Raw genomic sequence first — 20,678 nt, 5'->3', positions numbered from 1 at the left:
ATGGATTCGATCCTGATCACTGGCGGGACACCGCTGAACGGCGCCATCCCGATCGCGGGGGCTAAGAACGCTTGTCTTACGCTGATGCCGGCGACGCTGCTGTCGGATGAGCCGCTGACGCTCACCAATGCGCCGCGGCTCTCGGACATACACACGATGACGACGCTGCTGCAATCGCTGGGCGCGGAAGTGACCCAGTTGCAGGGCGGGCAGGTTCTGGCGCTCTCCTCCCACGACATCACCAACCTCACCGCGGATTATGAGATCGTGCGCAAGATGCGCGCCTCCATTCTCGTGCTCGGGCCGCTGGTGGCGCGGTATGGGCAGGCCGTTGTGTCCCTTCCAGGCGGCTGCGCGATCGGGGCGCGGCCTGTCGATCTGCATCTGAAGGCACTGGAGGCCCTTGGGGCGAGCCTCGACCTGAGGGACGGCTATGTCCATGCCGAGGCACGGAACGGGCTGAAGGGCGCACGGATAGATTTTCCGCTCGTCTCCGTGGGCGCTACGGAGAATGCGCTGCTGGCGGCGACCCTGGCGCGCGGCACGACAGTCATCACCAATGCGGCACGCGAGCCGGAGATCGTCGATCTCGTCCATTGCCTGCGGCGCATGGGCGCACGGATCGAGGGCGAGGGCACATCGACCCTGACGATAGAGGGTGTGGACCGCCTCTCGGGCGCGACCCATCCCGTGGTGACGGACCGGATCGAACTCGGCACCTATATGCTCGCGCCGGCGATTACCGGCGGCACGGTAGAACTGATCGGCGGGCGGCTCGACCTCGTCGCCTCCTTCGCGGAGAAGCTGGACGCGGCGGGGATCGAGGTGCAGGAAACCCAGCGCGGTTTGAAGGTGTCTCGCAGGAACGGCCGCGCCCGCGCCGTGGATGTCACGACAGAACCCTTCCCCGGTTTCCCGACGGACCTTCAGGCCCAGATGATGGCTCTCCTCTGCACGGCCGAGGGAACGAGCGTGCTTGAGGAACGGATCTTTGAGAACCGGTTCATGCATGCCCCCGAGCTTTCACGGATGGGCGCGCGCATTTCCGTCCATGGCGGTACCGCCACGGTTACAGGGGTCGAGCGTCTGCGCGGCGCCCCGGTGATGGCGACCGATCTGCGCGCCTCCGTCTCGCTGATCCTTGCCGCTCTCGGAGCGGAAGGGGAGACGGTGGTCAGCCGGGTCTATCATCTCGACAGGGGGTATGAGCGGGTGGAAGAAAAACTGCGCGCCTGCGGGGCCCGTATCGAACGCATTACCGGAGAACTCCGTCGTGACGAGGCCGCGGAATGACCGACGCCCGGTTTGAAGACGGCGCGCCGCGCCAGCCGCTGAACCTTGCCGCTGTGGATGGCGATGACGTAACGGTCATCTCGGCGCTGTTGCAGGATTCGGTTCTGCCCGTGACGGAGATGCGCTGGCAGCCTGCTCAGCGCCGCTTCGCGCTGCTGGCCAATCGTTTCCGCTGGGAAGATGCAGCGGCCGCGGAGCAGCGCAGCGCGCCCGAGCGGGTGCAGAGCCTTCTCATCATCGACGATGCGCTTCGGGTGGCGACCCAGGGGCTGGATCGCGGGGACACGGATGTCGTCCTGTCCCTTCTCACGCTTGCGTTCGAGCCGGCCGAGGATGGCGCGGGGCGGATCACCCTGACCTTCGCCGGCGACGGAGCCATCGCGATCGATGTGGAATGTGTCAATCTGCGCTTGCGCGATGTGACGCGACCCTATCTCGCCCCGTCCCGAACAGTGCCGCGCCACGCCGACTGACAGGCTGTATTACCGCGCGTCTCCTGCCCTGCCGAGCGTCTTTGGGCCGTTGTCGCTGCGACAGCAGGCCCCGCGGTCAAGCGCGCCTCCGGGTCAGACGCGGGGAGGCGTTTGTGAAAAACCTGCCGGTCTCGGGACTTTGCCGCCGGAAGTATCCGGCTGAAGCGCATGAGGGACATGGCGGACGGTCCGGTTTCACCCGTTGACGCCGGAGGGAGGTCCGCCGGGCAAGGCGCTCCAAGCTCCAAGGCCATGAAAAAGGGCGGCCCTGACGGCGCCGCCCTTTTTCATCGAAGCACCTGCGATCAGATCGCGCGTTCGACCATCATCTTCTTGATCTCGGCGATCGCTTTCGCCGGGTTCAGGCCCTTCGGGCAGGTCTTGGTGCAGTTCATGATCGTGTGGCAGCGATAGAGTTTGAACGGATCTTCCAGCCCGTCCAGACGCTCGCCCGTCGCCTCGTCACGGCTGTCGATGATCCAGCGGTAGGCATGGAGCAGCGCTGCCGGACCGAGGTATTTGTCGCCGTTCCACCAGTAGCTCGGGCAGGAGGTGGAGCAGGAGGCGCACATCACGCATTCATAGAGCCCGTCGAGCTTCTTGCGATCCTCGATGGACTGGCGCCATTCCTTCTGCGGGCGGTTGGTCTTGGTTTCCAGCCACGGCATGATCGAGGCGTGCTGCGCGTAGAACAGGGTGAGGTCCGGGATCAGGTCCTTCACCACCGGCATGTGCGGCAGCGGATAGATCTTCACCGTTTCGCCATGCACCTCGTCCAGCCCGTAGATGCAGGCCAGCGTGTTGATCCCGCCGATGTTCATCGCGCAGGAACCGCAGATCCCCTCGCGGCAGGACCGGCGGAAGGTGAGGGTCGGATCGACCTCGTTCTTGATCTTGATGAGCGCGTCCAGAACCATCGGGCCGCACTTGTCCATGTCGAGGTAATAGGTATCGACGGACGGGTTCAGCCCGTCGTCCGGGTTCCAGCGGTAAATCTGGAACTTGCGGACGTTCGTCGCGCCTTCCGGCTTGGGCCAGGTCTTGCCGGTGCGGATCTTGGAGTTCTTGGGAAGTGTGAACTGGACCATGCTGTCCTACCTTGTCGTTGTCTTGCTGGCGCCGTGAAGCGGCCGGGCTTGCTCGAACGATGACACGGGCGCCCCGGTCATGGCGTAAGCTCATAATAGGGGCGGGTCGGGTAAAGGCCGCCCGAACGCCGGACGACGCAGCTCGTATAGACCTCGTTCGGATCGCGTCCGCGGAGGTAGTCGGAGGTCACACTTATACCGACGCTCGTGCCGGTCGAGACCCGCCGTCCATCCGTGCCGAGACCGAAGGCCACATGCCCGCGCGGGCGGACCGCATCATAGGCTTGGCCCGCACACTGCCGCTCAGCCGCGTCGAGCGGGATCGGCCCGCAGGCTGCCAGCGCCGCCAGAAGCGGCAGCATGGCGACCGGAGGGGAGATCCCGCACCGCATCAATAGACGCGCGCTTTCGGCGCGATCTTCTTCAGCGGGATGCCGCCTTCGGATTCCGGCGTCAGCGGATCGAGGTGGACCGGACGGTAGTCCAGCGTCACCTTCGTGCCGTCAACCCAGGCAAGGCTGTGCTTGCGCCAGTTCGCATCGTCCCGGTTCGGCCAGTCCTCATGGGCATGGGCGCCACGCGATTCCTTGCGCGCTTCCGCCCCCACGATGGTGGCCAGCGCGTTCGGCATCAGGTTGGTGAGCTCCAGCGTCTCCATCAGGTCGGAGTTCCACACGAGGCTGCGGTCCGTCACCTTGATGTCGGCCATCTTGGCCGCGACCCTGTCCATCTTCTCCACGCCTTCGGCGAGCGTCTTGTCGGTACGGAACACGGCGGCATCGGCCTGCATCGTGCGCTGCATCTCAAGCCGCAGCTCCGCCGTCGGGACGGAACCGTTGGCGTGGCGGAAATGGTCGAACCGGTCGAGCGCCTTGTCGATCGAGGCCTTGTTGAGCGGCGGGTTCGCGTCCTCGGGCTTCAGCAGCTCGCCAGCCCGAATCGCCGCCGCGCGCCCGAAGACCACGAGGTCGATCAGCGAGTTGGACCCCAGCCGGTTCGCCCCGTGGACGGAGGCGCAGCCCGCCTCGCCCACCGCCATCAGGCCGGGGAAGATCGCGTCGGGATTGTCCGCCGTCGGGTTGAGCACCTCGCCGTGGTAGTTCGTCGGAATGCCGCCCATGTTGTAGTGCACGGTCGGCAGAACAGGGATCGGCTCCTTCGTCACGTCCACGCCGGCGAAGATGCGCGCCGATTCCGAGATGCCGGGAAGCCGCTCGTGCAGCGTCTCCGGCGGCAGGTGGTTCAGGTGGAGGAAGATGTGGTCCTTGTGCTCCCCCACGCCGCGGCCCTCGCGGATCTCCAGCGTCATGCAGCGCGATACCACGTCGCGCGACGCCAGGTCCTTGTAGGTGGGCGCGTAGCGTTCCATGAACCGCTCGCCCTCGGAGTTGGTGAGATAGCCACCCTCGCCCCGCGCGCCCTCGGTGATGAGGCAGCCGGAGCCGTAGATACCGGTCGGGTGGAACTGCACGAATTCCATGTCCTGCAGCGGCAGCCCGGCACGCGCCACCATACCGCCGCCGTCACCCGTGCAGGTATGGGCGGAGGTGGCGGAGAAATAGGCGCGCCCGTAGCCGCCCGTCGCCAGCACAACCATCTTGGAGGAGAAGACGTGCATCGTGCCGTCATCGAGCTTCCATGCCAGGACGCCGACGCATTGCTTGCCGTCTTCCGACATGATGAGGTCGATGGCGAAGTATTCGATGAAGAATTCCGCCTTCTCCTTCAGCGACTGGCCGTAGAGCGTGTGCAGAATCGCGTGCCCCGTCCTGTCTGCCGCGGCGCAGGTGCGCTGCACGGGCGGGCCTTCGCCGAATTCCGTCGTGTGACCGCCGAAGGGACGCTGGTAGATCTTGCCCTCTTCCGTGCGGGAGAAGGGCACGCCGTAGTGCTCAAGCTCGTAAACCGCCTTGGGCGCCTGCCGGGCGAGGTATTCCATCGCATCGGTGTCGCCAAGCCAGTCCGACCCCTTCACGGTGTCGTAGAGGTGCCACTGCCAGTTGTCCGGCCCCATGTTGGCAAGGCTGGCGGCGATGCCGCCCTGTGCTGCGACGGTATGGGACCGCGTCGGGAAAACCTTGGTGATGCAGGCCGTGCGGAGCCCCTGCTCGGCCATGCCGAGCGTGGCGCGGAGCCCGGAGCCGCCCGCACCCACGACAACGACGTCATAGGTATGGGTCTCGTAAGGATAGGCTGCCATTCTTAGCTCCGTTGGCTCAAAGCGCGAGGCGGATCAGCGCGTAAACGCCCGCAGCCGCCGCGGCATAGCTGATGAAGGTGGAGAGCAGGATCAGGATCTTCCGCGCGTTGCCGTCGGTATAATCCTCGATCATGATCTGCGCGCCTTCCTTGAAGTGGATCAGACCCACGATGAAGGTCAGGCCCGCGACGATCGCCGGGAAGGGGCGCGCGTAATAGGCGGCGACTTCCGCATAGGGGCGACCGAGCATCGGGCCGAAGGTGAAGATGAAAAGCGGGATGAGGAACACGAGCGCCATGCCCTTGACCTGCATCTGCCAGTGGTGATGCGTGCCGGTCTTGGCGGAGCCGAGCCCTTCGGCCTGCTTGCGGGACGTCAGGTAACGCATGTCGGGCCTCAGACGATGATCAGGGTAAGGAGGGTGAGGACAACCGTGCCCGCCAACATCGCGTAGCCGATTTTGTAGGCGGTCGGGATATCCATGCCGCGTGTGGTGTTGTCCCACCACACATGCCGCAACCCTGCGAGGAGGTGATACCACATCGCCGCCACCGACAGCGTCATGATGAGGTCGCCGAACCATGAGGTCAGGAACCCGTTCGCCCGGTCATAGGCTTCCGGCCCGGACGCAAGAGCGACGAACCACCACACGATCAGAACGGCGGTGACGATCAGGCCATTGCCCGTGATCCGCGTCATGATCGAGGTGAATGCCGTCAACTGCGGGCGATAAATCTGGAGGTGGGGCGAAAGCGGGCGATTACCGCGCTCGACATCGGCCATGACGTTCTTCTCCGTACTGGCGGCCCGCGGGCCGCGCCGCCCGGGGTCTGGCTTTCCCAAGATGTGCGGACCGGTCAACCGGGCCTCATCCGGGCATGAATAGCCGATTTGCGGCCCATGTCACGCCCATGCTGGACCCCGTTTCCCCTATTACGCAGCGAAGCGCCAGAAAAATCGCAGATATGTGATCACGGCGCAGTTGCTGTGATCACATATGGAGTCACAACCGACGGTCAATACTGGCCAAGCTTCATTTCGGGGCTGTAGGTTCCCTCAACCTCTTTCACCACCGCCTGACCACAACGCATTATGCCGTTGGTCCCGTCAAAAGCGTAAGTCGGCCCGCCATGCAGTTCCCACCCTGCGTTGAGAGCCGCCGTCACCTTGTGGCAAAAGGCAGAAGTGTCGTCATCGCTTAGAAATCTGTAGAGTTTCATGGTGTCCCTGTTTCAATCGCGTGCGGCGATGACAGCCGCGCGTGCAAGCAGATCGCGCGCCGTTGCAACATGCAGATTTTCCACGATCCTGCCGTCCACGACGGCCACGCCCCGCCCTTCCGACTCGGCCTCCTCCCAGGCGGCGATCTGCCGGGTGGCCAAGTCGATTTCCTCTGCAGTAGGCGCGAAGATCGCGTTGGCGATGGCGAGCTGGCCGGGGTGGATCAGCGTCTTGCCGTCGAAGCCCAGGTCCCTGCCCTGCTCGCATTCCCATGTCAGGCCCTGCTCGTCCCGGAAGGCATTGTAAACCCCGTCCAGACAGATCACCCCCGCCGCGCGTGCTGCGAGCACGATGCCCCCGAGGGACGGCAGCAGCGCGAGCCGGTCCGGCCGGTCCTTGCTGCGGAGTTCCCGCGCGAGGTCGTTCGTCCCCGCGATCAGGCCGGCGATGGAGGGATGCGCCGCGATCGCGGCGGCATTCAGAACACCGGCAGGCGTTTCGATCATCGCAAAGATCCTGGGGCGGTCGATTCGCTCCAGCATCTCGGGGCCTGAAACCTTCGGCACGACGAGACCGTCCAGCGGCACGCCTTCCAGCGCGGCAAGATCGTCCGCCCCCCATGGCGTATCCAGCCCGTTGATTCGGACGAGCCGCGTCCGGTCGCCGAAACCGCCCATTTCCAGAGCATTGGCAATGGATGTGCGCGCCGCCGCCTTGTCCGAGGGGGCGACCGCGTCCTCCAGATCGAAGATCAGGGCATCGGCCTCAAGCTCGCGAGCTTTTTCAACGGCGCGGGCCCGGCTGGCAGGCATATAGAGAGCCGAGCGCCACGGGCGGGTCAGCAGGTCCATGGGTCATCTCCTCGCAGATCGGCGCCACGATGCGGGAAGACCAGCCGCTCCGCAACCCGCGTCAGCCGTGAAGCCCCTGCCAGATCAGCCGCAGCGAGATAAGCAGCAACGCCCATGTGACCAGCCGGTAGAACAGCGCGGTCGGGATGATCTTCACGAGCTTCACACCAAGGAAAACCGCAGCCGCCGCGGGCAGCAGGAGCACGGCGGCGATATGCAGATTCTCTCCCGAAAGCTGGCCGAGCAGGTAATAGGGGATGAGCTTGATCGCGTTCACATAGGCGAAAAGCACCGTCGTCGTGCCCGCAAACACCGCCTTCGGCAGGCCGAGCGGCTGGACATAGACCTGATAGGGGGGCGCGCCCGCATGGCTGACGAAGCTGGTGAAGCCGGTAAGCAACCCCCAGAACAGGCCAGGGCCCGTCCGGGCCGGCCGCGCCACCGGAGTCGCGGCCCGCCGCAGCAGCATCGACGCCGCGAAGGCCGCCCCGATCAGCCCGATCAACAGGGTGACGATCCACTCCGGTACGCTGCTCGCCGTGGCCCCGCCGAGCGCGACGCCAAGCGTGGCGCCAGCGGCCAGAATCGCGACCACGCGCCGGTCGAAGGCGCGGCGATAGGCCCAGAGACCGAACATGTCGGAGACGACGAACACCGGCAGCAGCACCCCCGCCGCCATGACGGGCGGCAGAACCAGCGCCAGAATGGGAACGCCGAGCATGCCGACGACCGGAAGCCCGCCCTTGCTCATGCCGACGAGCATGGACGCCAGCACTGCCAGCGCCCAGAATCCAGCCCCGTGTTCCGCGATGATCGACACTCTCTGCCCTCTTTCCTTCCGCTTTAGCGCAAACGGTGTGCGCCGCAAGCTTGCGCGAGGGGGCCGGAGGGCTTACCCATCGCGCCGTCAACAACCGTTTGGAGACAATTCCATGGCCAGACCCAAGATCGCGCTCATCGGCGCGGGGCAGATCGGCGGTACGCTCGCCCATCTCGCCGCGATGAAAGAACTCGGTGACGTCGTCCTGTTCGACATCGCGGAAGGCACCCCGCAGGGCAAGGCGCTCGACATCGCGGAATCCGGCCCCTCCGAAGGGTTCGACGCGGTGCTCAAAGGTACCAACACCTATGAGGACATCGCAGGCGCCGATGTCTGCATCGTGACCGCAGGCGTGCCGCGCAAGCCGGGCATGAGCCGCGACGACCTTCTCGGCATCAACCTGAAGGTGATGAAATCGGTCGGCGAAGGCATCAAGCAATATGCGCCGAACGCCTTCGTCATCTGCATCACCAACCCGCTCGACGCGATGGTCTGGGCGCTGCGCGAATTCTCCGGCCTGCCGCACGAGAAAGTCGTGGGCATGGCGGGCGTGCTCGATTCCGCCCGCTTCCGGCACTTCCTGTCGCTGGAGTTCAACGTCTCCATGCGCGACGTGACGGCCTTCGTTCTGGGCGGCCACGGCGATACGATGGTTCCGCTCGCCCGTTACTCCACCGTCGCCGGTATCCCGCTGCCCGACCTGGTCGCAATGGGCTGGACCACGCAGGAGCGGCTCGACAGCATCATCCAGCGCACCCGTGACGGCGGCGCGGAAATCGTGGGCCTGCTGAAAACCGGCTCCGCCTTCTACGCCCCCGCGACCTCGGCGATCGAGATGGCGGAAGCCTATCTGAAAGACCAAAAGCGCCTGCTGCCCTGCGCCGCCTATGTCGACGGCGCCTTCGGTCTGGACGGCTTCTACGTCGGCGTGCCGACGGTGATCGGCAAGGACGGGATCGAAAAGATCGTGGACATCAAGCTGACCGCCGACGAACAGGTGATGTTCGACAAGTCGGTGGACGCGGTGAAAGGTCTCGTGGCGGCCTGCAAGAACATCGACAGCTCGCTGGCCTGATCGTCTTGTCATCGGATGGCCGCTTCCGACTCACCTCGGAGGCGGCCATCTGCATTTTGTGATCACACGATTTTTCCTTGTGATCACATAAGGCGGATTTTGGCTGGCTGCTTCGCGGTTGCCCAGCCTTTCCCTTTCCCCTGTCCGCGGATCGTGCCAAAAGACCGCCCAGTCGGCCCGGTTCGACGACCGGGACGGGAGAGGACCGAACTCAGCAGAGGAACCGGTGAGAGAATGAACATCCACGAATATCAGGCCAAGAAGCTCCTGCGCGACTACGGCGTGCCGGTCTCCGATGGCCGCGCCGTGTTGAAGGCCGAAGACGCGAAGACCGCCGCAGGCGAACTGGGCGGACCGCTCTGGGTCGTCAAGGCGCAGATCCACGCGGGCGGCCGCGGCAAGGGCAAATTCAAGGAGCCGGAAGCCGGCGAAAAGGGCGGTGTCCGTCTGGCCAAGTCGGTCGAGGAAGCGGCCGAGCTCGCCAAGCAGATGCTGGGCCGCACGCTGGTCACGCACCAGACCGGGCCGGCCGGCAAGCAGGTCAACCGCATCTACATCGAGGACGGTTCCGACATCAGCCGCGAGCTTTACCTCGCGCTGCTGGTGGACCGGGTGACCTCCCGCGTGTCCTTCGTCGTCTCCACCGAGGGCGGCATGGACATCGAGGAAGTGGCGGCCTCCACGCCCGAGAAGATCCTGTCCTTCTCCGTCGATCCGGCGACCGGCATCCAACCGTTCCACGGCCGCAAGGTGGCCTTCGCGCTGGGTCTCGAAGGCAAGCAGGTCAAGCAATGCGTGGACCTGATCGGCAAGCTCTACAAACTCTTCGTCGAGAAAGACGCGGAGATGGTGGAGATCAACCCGCTGATCGTCACCACCGACGGCGACATGAAGGCGCTGGACGCGAAAGTGGGCTTCGACAACAACGCCCTCTACCGCCATGCCGACATTCTCGCGCTCCGCGACGAGACGGAGGAGGATCCGAAGGAACTCGCCGCCTCCAAATACGATCTGAACTACATCGCGCTCGACGGTGAGATCGGCTGCATGGTCAACGGCGCGGGCCTTGCCATGGCGACGATGGACATCATCAAGCTCTATGGCGCGGAACCGGCCAACTTCCTCGACGTGGGCGGCGGCGCGACGAAGGAGAAGGTGACGGAAGCCTTCAAGATCATCACCTCCGACCCGAACGTCAAAGGCATCCTCGTCAACATCTTCGGCGGGATCATGCGGTGCGACATCATCGCGGAAGGCATCATCGCCGCGGTGAGGGAAGTGGGCCTGCAGGTTCCGCTGGTCGTGCGACTTGAAGGCACCAACGTCGAACTCGGCAAGAAGATCATCGCCGAGTCCGGCCTGAACGTGATCGCTGCCGACGATCTGAGCGACGCTGCTCAGAAGATCGTGAAAGCGGTGAAGGGGTAAGGAATGTCCGTTCTCGTCAACAAAGACACCAAGGTCATCTGTCAGGGGATCACCGGTTCCCAGGGGACCTTCCACACCGAACAGGCCATCGCCTACGGCACAAAGATGGTCGGCGGCGTGACGCCGGGCAAGGGCGGCACCGAGCATCTCGGCCTGCCGGTCTACAACTCGGTTCTGGAAGCGAGGGAACAGACCGGGGCAGACGCCTCCGTGATCTACGTTCCGCCGCCCTTCGCGGCCGATTCGATCCTCGAAGCCATCGACGCGGAGATCCCGCTGATCGTCGCAATCACCGAGGGTATCCCGGTGCTCGACATGATGAAGGTGAAGCGCGCCCTCGCCAACAGCAAGTCGCGCCTCATCGGGCCGAACTGCCCGGGCATCATGACGCCGGGCGAGTGCAAGATCGGCATCATGCCGGGCAACATCTTCAAGCGCGGCTCGGTGGGCGTCGTCTCACGCTCCGGCACGCTGACCTACGAGGCGGTGAAGCAGACCTCCGACGTGGGTCTCGGCCAGTCCTCCGCAGTCGGCATCGGCGGCGACCCGATCAAGGGGCTCGAGCACATCGACGTGCTGGAAATGTTCCTTGCCGACCCGGAAACCGAGTCCATCATCATGATCGGTGAGATCGGTGGTTCGGCGGAAGAGGACGCCGCGCAGTTCCTCGCCGACGAGAAGAAAAGGGGCCGCTGGAAGCCGACCGCCGGGTTCATCGCCGGGCGCACCGCTCCGAAAGGCCGCCGCATGGGTCATGCCGGAGCCATCGTCTCCGGCGGCAAGGGCGATGCGGAATCGAAGATCGAGGCGATGAAGTCCGCGGGCGTCATCGTTGCCGACAGCCCTGCCGGTCTCGGTGAGGCCGTTCTGAAGGCCATGGGCAAGTAACGCCCCCTCGCGGGGCCGGCCCACGGCCCCGCCTGCGCCCCGGAAGGGCGCCCATTCGCCGGAGGCCGCATCCTCCGAAACAGGTGAGCATCATGGGCTTCGCAGAAGCTGTCCGTTCATGCCTGAGGCAATATGTCGGTTTCCGGGGTCGCGCACCGCGCTCGGAATACTGGTGGTTCGTGCTTGCGCTGACGATCGCGGGCATGGTCGCATCCCTGATCGATGCGATGCTGTTCGGAGCCACCGTTTCCACCGGCGTCGCCACATCCACGCCGCCTCCCCCGGTCGAGGGCTATGGTGCCTCCGCCTGGGCCACGGCCGAGAACGGGCCCGTTTCTTCGCTGCTCGGGCTGCTCGTCTTTCTGCCGCATCTCGCCGTCATGATCAGACGGCTGCACGACACGAACCGCTCCGGCTGGTACGTGCTTGCCCCGTTCGCCATCGTGGTGATCGGCCTCCTTGCCATCGCCGCCCTGTTCAACATCGCGCCAACGCTCGCCGGACTGGCTTGGTTCGTGATGTTCATCGCCGCCGTTTTCCTGCCGCTCTACTGGCTCATCCAGCGCGGCACCGCCGGGCAGAACCGCTTCGGCCCCGACCCGCTTGAGGTAAGACAATGACCGACCAATCCCCGAACGACGTGTTCCACGCCTCGTCCTTCCTGCAGGGAGCGAACGCGGATTACGTGGAGCAGCTGCAGGCGCGCTATGCCACGGATCCGAATTCCGTGGACGCGAGCTGGCAGGCATTCTTCAAGGCGCTGGGTGACGACAAGCAGGATGCGCAGCGCAATGCGGAGGGCGCGAGCTGGACCCGCAGCGACTGGCCCCCGCTTCCCAATGACGACCTGACCGCCGCGCTTACCGGCGAATGGCCCGTCGCCACCCCCGCGAAGGAGGCAAAGGCCGCCGGTCAGAAGATCGCCGAAAAGGCCAAGGCCCTCGACGTCGAGGTGTCGGATGCCCAGATCCGCCGCGCCGTGTTGGATTCGATCCGCGCGATCATGCTGATCCGCGCCTATCGCATCCGGGGGCATCTGGCCGCCGATCTCGATCCGCTGGGCGTGCGGCAAAGCGCGGATCACCCGGAGCTCGACCCCGCGTCCTACGGTTTCACCGAAGGCGACATGGACCGGCCGATCTTCCTCGACAACGTGCTCGGGATGGAGCACGCCACGATGCGGCAGATCGTCGATATCGTGAAGCGGACCTATTGCGGCACTTTCGCGCTGCAATACATGCACATCTCCGACCCGGAGCAATCCGCCTGGCTGAAGGAGCGGATCGAAGGCTACGGCAAGGAAATCACCTTTACCCGCGAAGGCCGTCGCGCGATCCTGAACAAGCTGGTCGAGGCGGAGGGTTTCGAGAAATTCCTCCATGTCAAATACATGGGCACCAAGCGCTTCGGCCTTGACGGGGGCGAGGCGCTCATCCCGGCGATGGAGCAGATCATCAAGCGGGGCGGCGCGCTCGGCGTGAGGGAGGTGGTGATCGGCATGCCGCACCGCGGCCGGCTGAACGTTCTGGCCAACGTGCTGCGCAAGCCCTACCGCGCGATCTTCAACGAGTTTCAGGGCGGCAGCTTCAAGCCTGACGACGTGGACGGCTCGGGTGACGTGAAATATCACCTCGGCGCCTCCTCCGACCGGACATTCGACGACAACACAGTCCACCTCAGCCTGACCGCGAACCCCTCGCACCTCGAAGCGGTGGACCCGGTCGTGCTGGGCAAGGCGCGCGCCAAGCAGGACCAGCTTCACGATCAGGCGGAACGCGTGGCCGTCCTGCCGATCCTGATGCATGGCGATGCGGCCTTTGCCGGTCAGGGCATCGTCGCGGAATGCTTCCAGCTTTCGGGCATTCGCGGCCACCGGACGGGCGGCACCATCCATATCGTGGTGAACAACCAGATCGGCTTCACCACCGCGCCGCATTTCTCCCGCTCCTCGCCCTATCCGACCGACATCGCCCTGATGGTGGAAGCGCCGATCTTCCATGTGAACGGCGATGACCCGGAGGCGGTCGTTCATGCCGCCAAGGTGGCGACCGAGTTCCGGCAGAAGTTCCACAAGGACGCGGTCATCGACATCTTCTGCTACCGTCGCTTCGGTCACAACGAAGGCGACGAGCCAATGTTCACCAACCCGGTGATGTACACCCAGATCAAGAAGCACAAGACCACGCTTCAGCTCTACACCGACCGGCTCGTCGCCGACGGCCTGATCCCCGAGGGCGAGATCGAGGATATGAAGGCCGCCTTCCAGACGATGCTGAACGGAGAGTTCGAAGCCGGTCGGGAATACAAGCCGAACAAGGCCGACTGGCTGGACGGACGCTGGAAGAACATCAACCGCGAGGGGGAGGACTACCAGCCCGGCGACACCGCGATCACGCCGGAGACGCTGAAGGATATCGGCCAAGCGCTCACCACCGCGCCGGACGGGTTCGAGATCCACAAGACCGTCACCCGCCTGATCGACGCCAAGAAGCAGATGTTCGAAACGGGCGCCGGCTTCGACTGGGCGACGGGCGAGGCGCTGGCCTTCGGCTCCCTGCTGACGGAAGGCTTTCCGGTCCGTCTGTCGGGGCAGGATTCGACGCGCGGCACCTTCTCGCAGCGGCACTCCGCCTTCATCGACCAGGCGACGGAGGAGCGTTACTATCCGCTCAACCATATCCGTGAGGGGCAATCCCGTTACGAGGTCATCGATTCGATGCTCTCCGAATATGCGGTGCTGGGCTTCGAATACGGCTACTCGCTCGCAGAGCCGAACGCGCTGACCCTGTGGGAGGCGCAGTTCGGCGACTTCGCCAACGGCGCGCAGATCATGTTCGACCAGTTCATCTCGTCGGGCGAATCGAAATGGCTGCGGATGTCCGGGCTCGTGATGCTGCTGCCGCATGGCTACGAGGGTCAGGGCCCGGAGCACTCCTCCGCGCGGCTGGAGCGGTATCTTCAGCTTTCCGCGCAGGAGAACTGGATCGTCGCGAACTGCACCACCCCCGCCAACTACTTCCACATCCTGCGCCGCCAGCTGCATCGCACCTTCCGCAAGCCGCTGGTGATGATGACGCCGAAGTCCCTGCTCCGGCACAAGCTCGCCGTCTCCACGGCGGAGGATTTCACCACCGGGTCCAACTTCCACCGGGTGCTTTGGGACGATGCGCAGAAAGGCAACTCCACCACGGAACTGGTGGCGGACGAGCAAATCCGGCGTGTCGTGCTCTGCTCCGGCAAGGTCTATTACGATCTGCTGGAAGAGCGGGATGCGCGGGGCATCACCGACGTTTACATCCTGCGGCTCGAACAGCTCTATCCGTTCCCGGCGCTCACGCTCGTCCGTGAACTGGGCCGGTTCAAGGATGCGGAAATCGTCTGGTGCCAGGAGGAACCGAAGAACCAGGGCGCCTGGACCTTTGTCGAGCCGAATATCGAATGGGTTCTGACCCGCCTCGGCTCTACTCATCAGCGGCCGCGCTATGTCGGCCGTGCGGCCTCCGCCTCGGTGGCGACGGGCCTTTCCAGCCAGCACAAGGCACAGCAGGAAGCGCTCGTGAATGAAGCGCTCACGATCGAAGGATAAAGACTAATGACCGTTGAAGTCCGCGTCCCCACGCTGGGGGAAAGCGTCACCGAAGCGACCGTGGCGACCTGGTTCAAGAAACCGGGCGACAGGGTCGCGGCTGACGAGATGCTCTGCGAACTGGAGACCGACAAGGTGACGGTGGAGGTTCCGGCCCCCGCCGCCGGGACACTGGGTGAGATCGTGGCGAAGGAAGGCGAAACCGTCGGAGTTGACGCGCTGCTGGCGACGATCAGCGAGGGTGCCGGCGCCGCCGCATCCACGCCCGCGCCCGCCGCCAGGCCTGCAGAAGCGAAGGCTGCCGAGGCCAAGCCGGCCAGCACCGGCGGCGAGCGTGTCGAAGTCAAGGTCCCCGCTCTGGGCGAAAGCGTGACGGAGGCGACCGTCGCGACCTGGTTCAAGCAGGTGGGCGACAAGGTCACCGCCGACGAGATGCTGTGCGAACTGGAAACCGACAAGGTCTCCGTCGAGGTTCCTGCCCCGGCTTCGGGCGTGCTGGTCGAGATCCTCGCCGCTGAAGGCACCACGGTCGAGGCCGCGGGCAAGCTCGCCGTGATCGCCTCCGGTGCGGGCGCCGTTGCCGCCGCGCCCGCTGCGGCTGCCGCACCCGCCACCACGGCCGCGCCTGCCTCCGGTCGGAGGGATGTGGAGGATGCACCCTCCGCCAAGGTCGCCATGGCGGACGCGGGCCTGTCCCGCGATGCCGTGACCGGCACAGGGCGCGATGGCCGCATCATGAAGGAAGACGTGCTGAAGGCACTGGCCAACTCGCCCGCCGCCTCCGCCGCGCCTGCCGCCGCCCCTGTCGCCCGCGCGCCGGTCGCTGCGGATGACGTGGGCCGCGAGGAACGGGTGAAGATGACGCGCCTGCGTCAGACCATCGCCCGCCGCCTGAAGGATGCGCAGAACAGCGCCGCCATGCTGACCACCTATAACGAGGTGGACATGTCGGCGGTCATGTCGCTGCGCAATGAATACAAGGAGCAGTTCGAGAAGAAGCACAAGGTGAAGCTCGGCTTCATGTCCTTCTTCACCAAGGCCTGCGTCCATGCGCTTCAGGAAGTGCCGGAAGTCAACGCCGAGATCGACGGGACGGACATCGTCTACAAGCACTTCGTCCATATGGGCGTGGCCGTGGGCACGCCGAACGGGCTCGTCGTGCCGGTCGTGCGCAATGCCGACCAGATGTCGTTTGCACAGATCGAAAAAACCATTGCCGAGCTTGGCGCCAAGGCGCGGGACGGCAAGCTCTCCATGAACGACATGCAGGGCGGCACCTTCACGATCTCCAACGGCGGTGTCTATGGCTCGCTGCTGTCCTCGCCGATCCTGAACCCGCCGCAGTCGGGCATCCTCGGCATGCACAAGATCCAGGAGCGCCCCGTTGTGGTGAAGGGACAGATCGTCATCCGTCCGATGATGTATCTGGCACTGTCCTACGATCACCGTATCGTGGACGGTCAGGGCGCCGTGACGTTCCTCGTGCGCGTCAAGGAAGCGCTGGAGGATCCGCGCCGCCTGCTGATGGATCTCTGACGACCCCGGCGCCTCCGGTCCTGTCGGGGGCGCCTTCCTTCAACCTGTGAGGCTTCGATGCAGCTCATCTGTCACGCCGACGTTCCCGACTACACCGCCTGGAAAGCCGCGTTCGACTCGGAGGTCGAGAACATCGAGGCAGCCGGCCTGTCCACGCTCCAGATCTGGCGGGGTGCCGATCAACCCTCCCGGGTCGTCGTGCTGTTCGAGGTGCACGACCGCGAGCGGGCGCAAACGTGGCTGAGCAAGAAAAACGCGCTCGGCACCGGCTTCACCAGCACAGAATTCGTCGAAACGGCGTGACCTTCACATGACCCCTGAACTCACGGTCCTCGCGCTCGCGGCGCTGTTGCAGGCAGTTCAGATCGGGCTGGCCGCCGTGGCGATGAACCGCGATATCGGGCCTGAGTGGAACGTGGGACCACGCGACACCCAGCCCGATTTCTCCCCCCTGACCGGTCGCCTCCGGCGCGCGGTCAACAACCATTTCGAAGCGCTCTGCTTCTTCACCATCGCGGTGGTCGTCGTCACGCTGTCCGGCGCGGCCACGTCACTCACCGCCCTCTGTGCCTGGATTTATCTGGCGGCGCGGGTGCTTTACATTCCCGCTTATGCCTTTGGCTGGTCGCCTTGGCGGTCCGTCATCTTCGGGGTGGGATTTCTTGCCACCTTTGTGATGATCCTCGCGGCACTTATCTGATCTGGGCGCACGGCAAGAGCGGCGCCCGCAAGGAGTCAAGTTATGGCAAGTTATGATGTGATCGTGATCGGCGGCGGCCCCGGCGGCTATGTCTGCGCCATCCGCGCGGCCCAGCTGGGATTGAAGACCGCCTGCGTCGAGGGGCGGGAAGCGCTTGGAGGCACCTGCCTCAACGTTGGCTGCATCCCCTCCAAGGCGCTGCTGCATGCGACGCATCTGCTGCACGAAAGCCACGAGAATTTCGAGAAGATGGGCCTCATGGGCGCCCATCCCACCGTGGACTGGCCGAAGATGCTCGCCTTCAAGGAAGACGTGATCGGGCAGAACACGAAGGGCATCGAGTTCCTGTTCAAGAAGAACAAGATCGACTGGATCAAGGGCTGGGCCTCCATCCCAGAGGCCGGCAAAGTCAAGGTCGGAGACGAGGTGCATGAGGCGAAGAACATCGTCATCGCCTCCGGTTCCGTCTCCTCCAGCCTGCCCGGCGTGGATGTCGATGAGGAAACCGTCGTCACCTCCACCGGCGCGCTGGCGTTGAAGGACATCCCGAAGCGCCTTGCAGTGATCGGCGCGGGGGTGATCGGTCTGGAGCTTGGTTCGGTCTACAAGCGGCTCGGCGCGGAAGTCACGGTGATCGAGTATCTCGACGCCATCACCCCCGGCATGGATGCGGAGGTGCAAAAGCAGTTCCAGCGCATCCTCGCCAAGCAGGGTCTGAAGTTCGTGCTGCGCGCCGCCGTCCAGAAGGTGGAGAAGGGCGCGGCCGGCGCGACCGTGACCTACAAGCTCCGCAAGGACGACAGCGAGGCGACGGTGGAAGCCGATGTCGTGCTCGTCGCCACCGGACGCAAGCCTTACACGGAGGGCCTTGGCCTTGACGCGCTGGGTGTCGAGCTGACCCCGCGCGGCCAGATCGTCACGAACGGCCACTGGCAGACCACCGTCCCCGGCATCTACGCCATCGGCGATGCGATCCAGGGCCCGATGCTCGCCCACAAGGCGGAGGATGAGGGCATGGCCGTGGCGGAAACGATCGCCGGTAAGCATGGCCACGTGAACTATGAGGTCATTCCGGGCGTGATCTACACCACGCCGGAAGTGGCTTCCGTCGGTGCGACGGAGGAGGCGCTGAAGAAAGAGGGCCGGGCCTACAAGGTCGGCAAGTTCTCCTTCATGGGCAATGGCCGGGCCAAGGCGACGCTGGCGGCGGAAGGCTTCGTCAAGATCCTCGCCGACAAGGAAACGGACCGGATCCTCGGGGTTCATATCATTGGCCCGTCGGCGGGCGAGATCATCCATGAGGCCTGTGTGGCGATGGAGTTCGGCGCTGCGGCAGAAGATCTGGCCCGCACCTGCCATGCCCACCCGACCTATTCGGAAGCGGTGCGGGAGGCGGCGCTCGCCTGTGGCGACGGCCCGATCCACTCGTAAGAACCGGCTTCACGGCGAAAAGGGCGGCGTCACGGGCGCCGCCCTTTTTCATGCTCCGGCGGCTACCGCGGGTCCGCCCCTTCTCTGCCGCGGCGCCGAAGCCGGTCGCCGCGTGGGGGTCTTTTCATGCCGTCGCACGCGGCGATCAACAGGCCGCGGAAAAAATCCTCGGGCCTCGTGTTCTGCTTCGGAAATCGCAAAAATCGGTCCGCGAATGATCCGAAATATGGAGGTTTTCGGCTGGCTTTCCTAACAGGCTGCTGAAAAAAGCTTTTTGGCCTGTGTTGGAGCGGAAATCGTTCGCCATCTGACGAAATTCAGCCGGAAATCCATAGACTTCCGGGCGTTTCCGGGCCGATTTTCCCATTCCGGCGCATAGGCATGACAGGTCAGGACTTTTTCAGCAGCCTGCTAAGACCGCGAATGGTTCCGTCCCAGCGGCGGCCCGAAGACCTTTCTCCGCGGATTGTTAAGGGCAAAAGCCCGGTCAGGTCCACTTTCCTGCGCGCCCGTCATGCCGTCAGATGGCGCAAGCCCTGCGTGACATCCGTGCGGATCGCGAGCCGCAGTCCGGGATCGTCCCCCGCCTTCAGCGCGGCGATGATATGGCGGTGATAGGGCGGCGCCTCATTCCGCCGGAGCCGACCATAGAGCGCCCGCATCGTCGGGCCGAGTTGCAGCCAGACCGTCTCCACCATGGCAAGCATCGCGGGGGCCTGCGCACGGAGATAGAGGGTCCGGTGGAACTCCAGGTTGGTGCGGATATAGGCCACGGCGTCATGCTTGGCGACCGCCTCCGCATTGGCGGCGTTGATGGTCTGGAGCCGCTCTATCAGCGCCATGTGGGCGCGCGGCAGGGCGCGTGTGCCAAGCTCCGGCTCCAGCAGGGCACGGATGGCCGCAAGCTCCTCGATCCGCTCGTTCGACAGTTCCGGCGTGGAGACCCGCCCGGAGGAGGAGAGCGTCAGCGCACCCTCCGCCACCAGCCGCCGCACAGCCTCCCGCGCAGGGGTCATGGAGACGCCGAATGTCCGCCCCAGACCACGGAGCGTGAGCGACTGGCCGGGCGCAAGCTCGCCGTGCATGACCTGCTGGCGCAATGTGCGATAGAGCCGCTCATGCGCGGCGGGCGTGGTGTCTGAGGGGCGGATCTGGGGCAGCATGGCGCCAGTGATCACACCCGGAGGGAGCCGCCGTCAATCCCCTCGAAAGATGTATCGGTGCAGTTCCTGCCCGTGATCGCGGAGCCAGCGGCGGGGGGCCGCATAGCCCGGCATCAGCCGCGCCACCTCCGCCCAGAACGCCGGTGAATGGTCCATATGGACAAGATGCGCCACTTCATGCGCCGCGACATAGTCCAGCACTTCCGGCGGCGCGAGAATCAGCCGCCAGGAGAACATGAGCCGACCATCCGAAGTGCATGACCCCCACCGGGATCGCGTGTCACGCAGCGTCAGTTTCGCATAGCCGCGACCCGCGGCACGCGCATGACGGCTGCATGCCGCCTCCAGCCGCTCATGGGCCAGGCGCTTCAGGAAGGCCTCCACCCGTGCCGCCGTCCGCGCCGCGGCCGCCTCCGGCACCAGAAGCCCCCCCGCCCCATCCTCCACGATCCTTCGCACACGGGCCAGCCGCACGTGGCGCATCTTGCCCTCCACCGGAAGCACGGCGCCCGGAGCGATTCGCACCTCCTGCGGACGGATGGAGAGAACGTCGCGGATCCACCCTTCGCGATCACGGGCAAAGGCCATTGCATCGGAAACCCGCGCCCGCTCCGGCAGGGAGAGCGTAACACGCCCATCCAGCCGGGACACCCGGAGGGAGAATCGGCGCGCACGGGCAGAGCGGCGGAGCGATATGTCGATGGGCGGGCTGCCCGGCAGCACAAGGGATGTCATGCGACGGAGATTAGCCCTGGCCGCGTCCCCGCAAAAGCCCTCCCGCAACGGCCCTCTGGCATTCCCCTGCAGCGTTTCCCATATGCGAAGCCTTGTGCCCGCTGCCCTTACATGGAAAGGCTTTGACAGCCTTCGCCAGCTGTGGCAGTTGGCCCCGATTCACTCGACGACCTGACATGAAAGGGGTTCC

At 65.0% G+C, this 20,678-nt stretch carries 21 protein-coding genes; 11 read left to right on the top strand and 10 right to left on the bottom strand.

All coding sequences use genetic code 11. The features are described from left to right. Both murA and RT513_RS03495 read left to right on the top strand, forming a co-directional pair. Positions 1–1,293 carry a UDP-N-acetylglucosamine 1-carboxyvinyltransferase gene (murA, locus tag RT513_RS03500; RefSeq protein ID WP_088214226.1) on the top strand — a complete coding sequence of 431 codons (1,293 nt, stop codon included), beginning with the start codon at positions 1–3 and terminating at the stop codon, positions 1,291–1,293. Then, on the top strand, positions 1,290–1,766 hold the full coding sequence (locus RT513_RS03495) for a DUF2948 family protein (protein WP_290684949.1): 477 nt from the start codon (positions 1,290–1,292) through the stop codon (positions 1,764–1,766). Before murA ends, RT513_RS03495 begins: the two co-directional genes overlap by 4 nt. 305 nt (positions 1,767–2,071) lie before the next feature. On the opposite strand, the gene RT513_RS03490 is transcribed toward RT513_RS03495, so the two are convergent. The 8 genes from RT513_RS03490 to RT513_RS03455 form a co-directional block, all read right to left on the bottom strand. Next, entirely contained in the window at positions 2,072–2,854 is a 783-nt protein-coding gene (locus tag RT513_RS03490; protein ID WP_290684951.1) for a succinate dehydrogenase iron-sulfur subunit, read from the bottom strand. A gap of 77 nt (positions 2,855–2,931) precedes the next feature. Next, entirely contained in the window at positions 2,932–3,246 is a 315-nt protein-coding gene (locus RT513_RS03485) for a hypothetical protein (protein WP_051910968.1), read from the bottom strand. Then, positions 3,246–5,054, bottom strand: a complete 1,809-nt coding sequence (gene sdhA, locus RT513_RS03480; RefSeq protein WP_088214223.1) for a succinate dehydrogenase flavoprotein subunit — start codon at positions 5,052–5,054, stop codon at positions 3,246–3,248. Before sdhA ends, RT513_RS03485 begins: the two co-directional genes overlap by 1 nt. A 16-nt stretch (positions 5,055–5,070) precedes the next feature. Beyond that, a complete protein-coding gene (locus tag RT513_RS03475; RefSeq protein ID WP_088214222.1) occupies positions 5,071–5,442 on the bottom strand; it encodes a succinate dehydrogenase, hydrophobic membrane anchor protein in 372 nt (123 codons plus the stop codon). Positions 5,443–5,450: 8 nt separating this feature from the next. Continuing rightward, entirely contained in the window at positions 5,451–5,837 is a 387-nt protein-coding gene (gene sdhC, locus RT513_RS03470) for a succinate dehydrogenase, cytochrome b556 subunit (protein WP_035744652.1), read from the bottom strand. A 233-nt stretch (positions 5,838–6,070) separates the two neighbouring features. Further along, positions 6,071–6,274 (bottom strand): DUF1737 domain-containing protein, encoded by a 204-nt coding sequence (locus tag RT513_RS03465; RefSeq protein WP_290684956.1) that lies wholly within the window; start codon positions 6,272–6,274, stop codon positions 6,071–6,073. Between the two features lie 12 nt (positions 6,275–6,286). After that, a complete protein-coding gene (locus tag RT513_RS03460; protein ID WP_290684958.1) occupies positions 6,287–7,126 on the bottom strand; it encodes an HpcH/HpaI aldolase/citrate lyase family protein in 840 nt (279 codons plus the stop codon). Between the two features lie 61 nt (positions 7,127–7,187). After that, complete coding sequence (locus RT513_RS03455) at positions 7,188–7,889, bottom strand: sulfite exporter TauE/SafE family protein (protein ID WP_088214364.1); 702 nt, start codon at positions 7,887–7,889, stop codon at positions 7,188–7,190. 169 nt (positions 7,890–8,058) lie between these two features. Between RT513_RS03455 and mdh the strand changes: the two genes are divergently transcribed. The 9 genes from mdh to lpdA all read left to right on the top strand — a co-directional run bounded on the left by mdh (position 8,059) and on the right by lpdA (position 18,590). Continuing rightward, positions 8,059–9,021, top strand: coding sequence for a malate dehydrogenase (gene mdh / locus RT513_RS03450; RefSeq protein WP_088214219.1), 963 nt, complete (start codon positions 8,059–8,061; stop codon positions 9,019–9,021). Between the two features lie 234 nt (positions 9,022–9,255). Continuing rightward, positions 9,256–10,449 (top strand): ADP-forming succinate--CoA ligase subunit beta, encoded by a 1,194-nt coding sequence (gene sucC / locus RT513_RS03445; protein ID WP_088214218.1) that lies wholly within the window; start codon positions 9,256–9,258, stop codon positions 10,447–10,449. A 3-nt stretch (positions 10,450–10,452) separates the two neighbouring features. Continuing rightward, positions 10,453–11,337, top strand: coding sequence for a succinate--CoA ligase subunit alpha (gene sucD, locus RT513_RS03440; RefSeq protein ID WP_088214217.1), 885 nt, complete (start codon positions 10,453–10,455; stop codon positions 11,335–11,337). Positions 11,338–11,429: 92 nt separating this feature from the next. Then, positions 11,430–11,957, top strand: a complete 528-nt coding sequence (locus tag RT513_RS03435) for a DUF805 domain-containing protein (protein ID WP_088214216.1) — start codon at positions 11,430–11,432, stop codon at positions 11,955–11,957. Beyond that, a complete protein-coding gene (locus tag RT513_RS03430) occupies positions 11,954–14,923 on the top strand; it encodes a 2-oxoglutarate dehydrogenase E1 component (RefSeq protein WP_290684963.1) in 2,970 nt (989 codons plus the stop codon). The genes RT513_RS03435 and RT513_RS03430 overlap by 4 nt, the downstream gene beginning before the upstream one ends. A 6-nt stretch (positions 14,924–14,929) precedes the next feature. Beyond that, the gene (gene odhB, locus RT513_RS03425; protein WP_290684965.1) at positions 14,930–16,459 is read left to right on the top strand and encodes a 2-oxoglutarate dehydrogenase complex dihydrolipoyllysine-residue succinyltransferase; all 1,530 of its coding nucleotides are present in this window, start codon (positions 14,930–14,932) and stop codon (positions 16,457–16,459) included. A gap of 57 nt (positions 16,460–16,516) precedes the next feature. After that, positions 16,517–16,762, top strand: coding sequence for a hypothetical protein (locus RT513_RS03420; RefSeq protein ID WP_290684967.1), 246 nt, complete (start codon positions 16,517–16,519; stop codon positions 16,760–16,762). 7 nt (positions 16,763–16,769) lie between these two features. Continuing rightward, entirely contained in the window at positions 16,770–17,159 is a 390-nt protein-coding gene (locus RT513_RS03415) for an MAPEG family protein (RefSeq protein ID WP_088214212.1), read from the top strand. A 42-nt stretch (positions 17,160–17,201) separates the two neighbouring features. Next, positions 17,202–18,590, top strand: coding sequence for a dihydrolipoyl dehydrogenase (gene lpdA, locus RT513_RS03410; RefSeq protein ID WP_290684970.1), 1,389 nt, complete (start codon positions 17,202–17,204; stop codon positions 18,588–18,590). Between the two features lie 512 nt (positions 18,591–19,102). On the opposite strand, the gene RT513_RS03405 is transcribed toward lpdA, so the two are convergent. Both RT513_RS03405 and RT513_RS03400 read right to left on the bottom strand, forming a co-directional pair. Then, complete coding sequence (locus RT513_RS03405) at positions 19,103–19,753, bottom strand: GntR family transcriptional regulator (RefSeq protein WP_035707924.1); 651 nt, start codon at positions 19,751–19,753, stop codon at positions 19,103–19,105. 33 nt (positions 19,754–19,786) lie between these two features. Next, complete coding sequence (locus tag RT513_RS03400) at positions 19,787–20,488, bottom strand: M48 family metallopeptidase (protein WP_290684973.1); 702 nt, start codon at positions 20,486–20,488, stop codon at positions 19,787–19,789. Between the last annotated feature and the right edge of the window lie 190 nt (positions 20,489–20,678).

It is taken from the genome of Haematobacter sp. (assembly GCF_032102465.1).
GTDB lineage: Bacteria > Pseudomonadota > Alphaproteobacteria > Rhodobacterales > Rhodobacteraceae > Haematobacter.
Note: the sequence above shows the minus strand (reverse complement) of the source record. Positions and strands in the feature narration are given on the sequence as shown.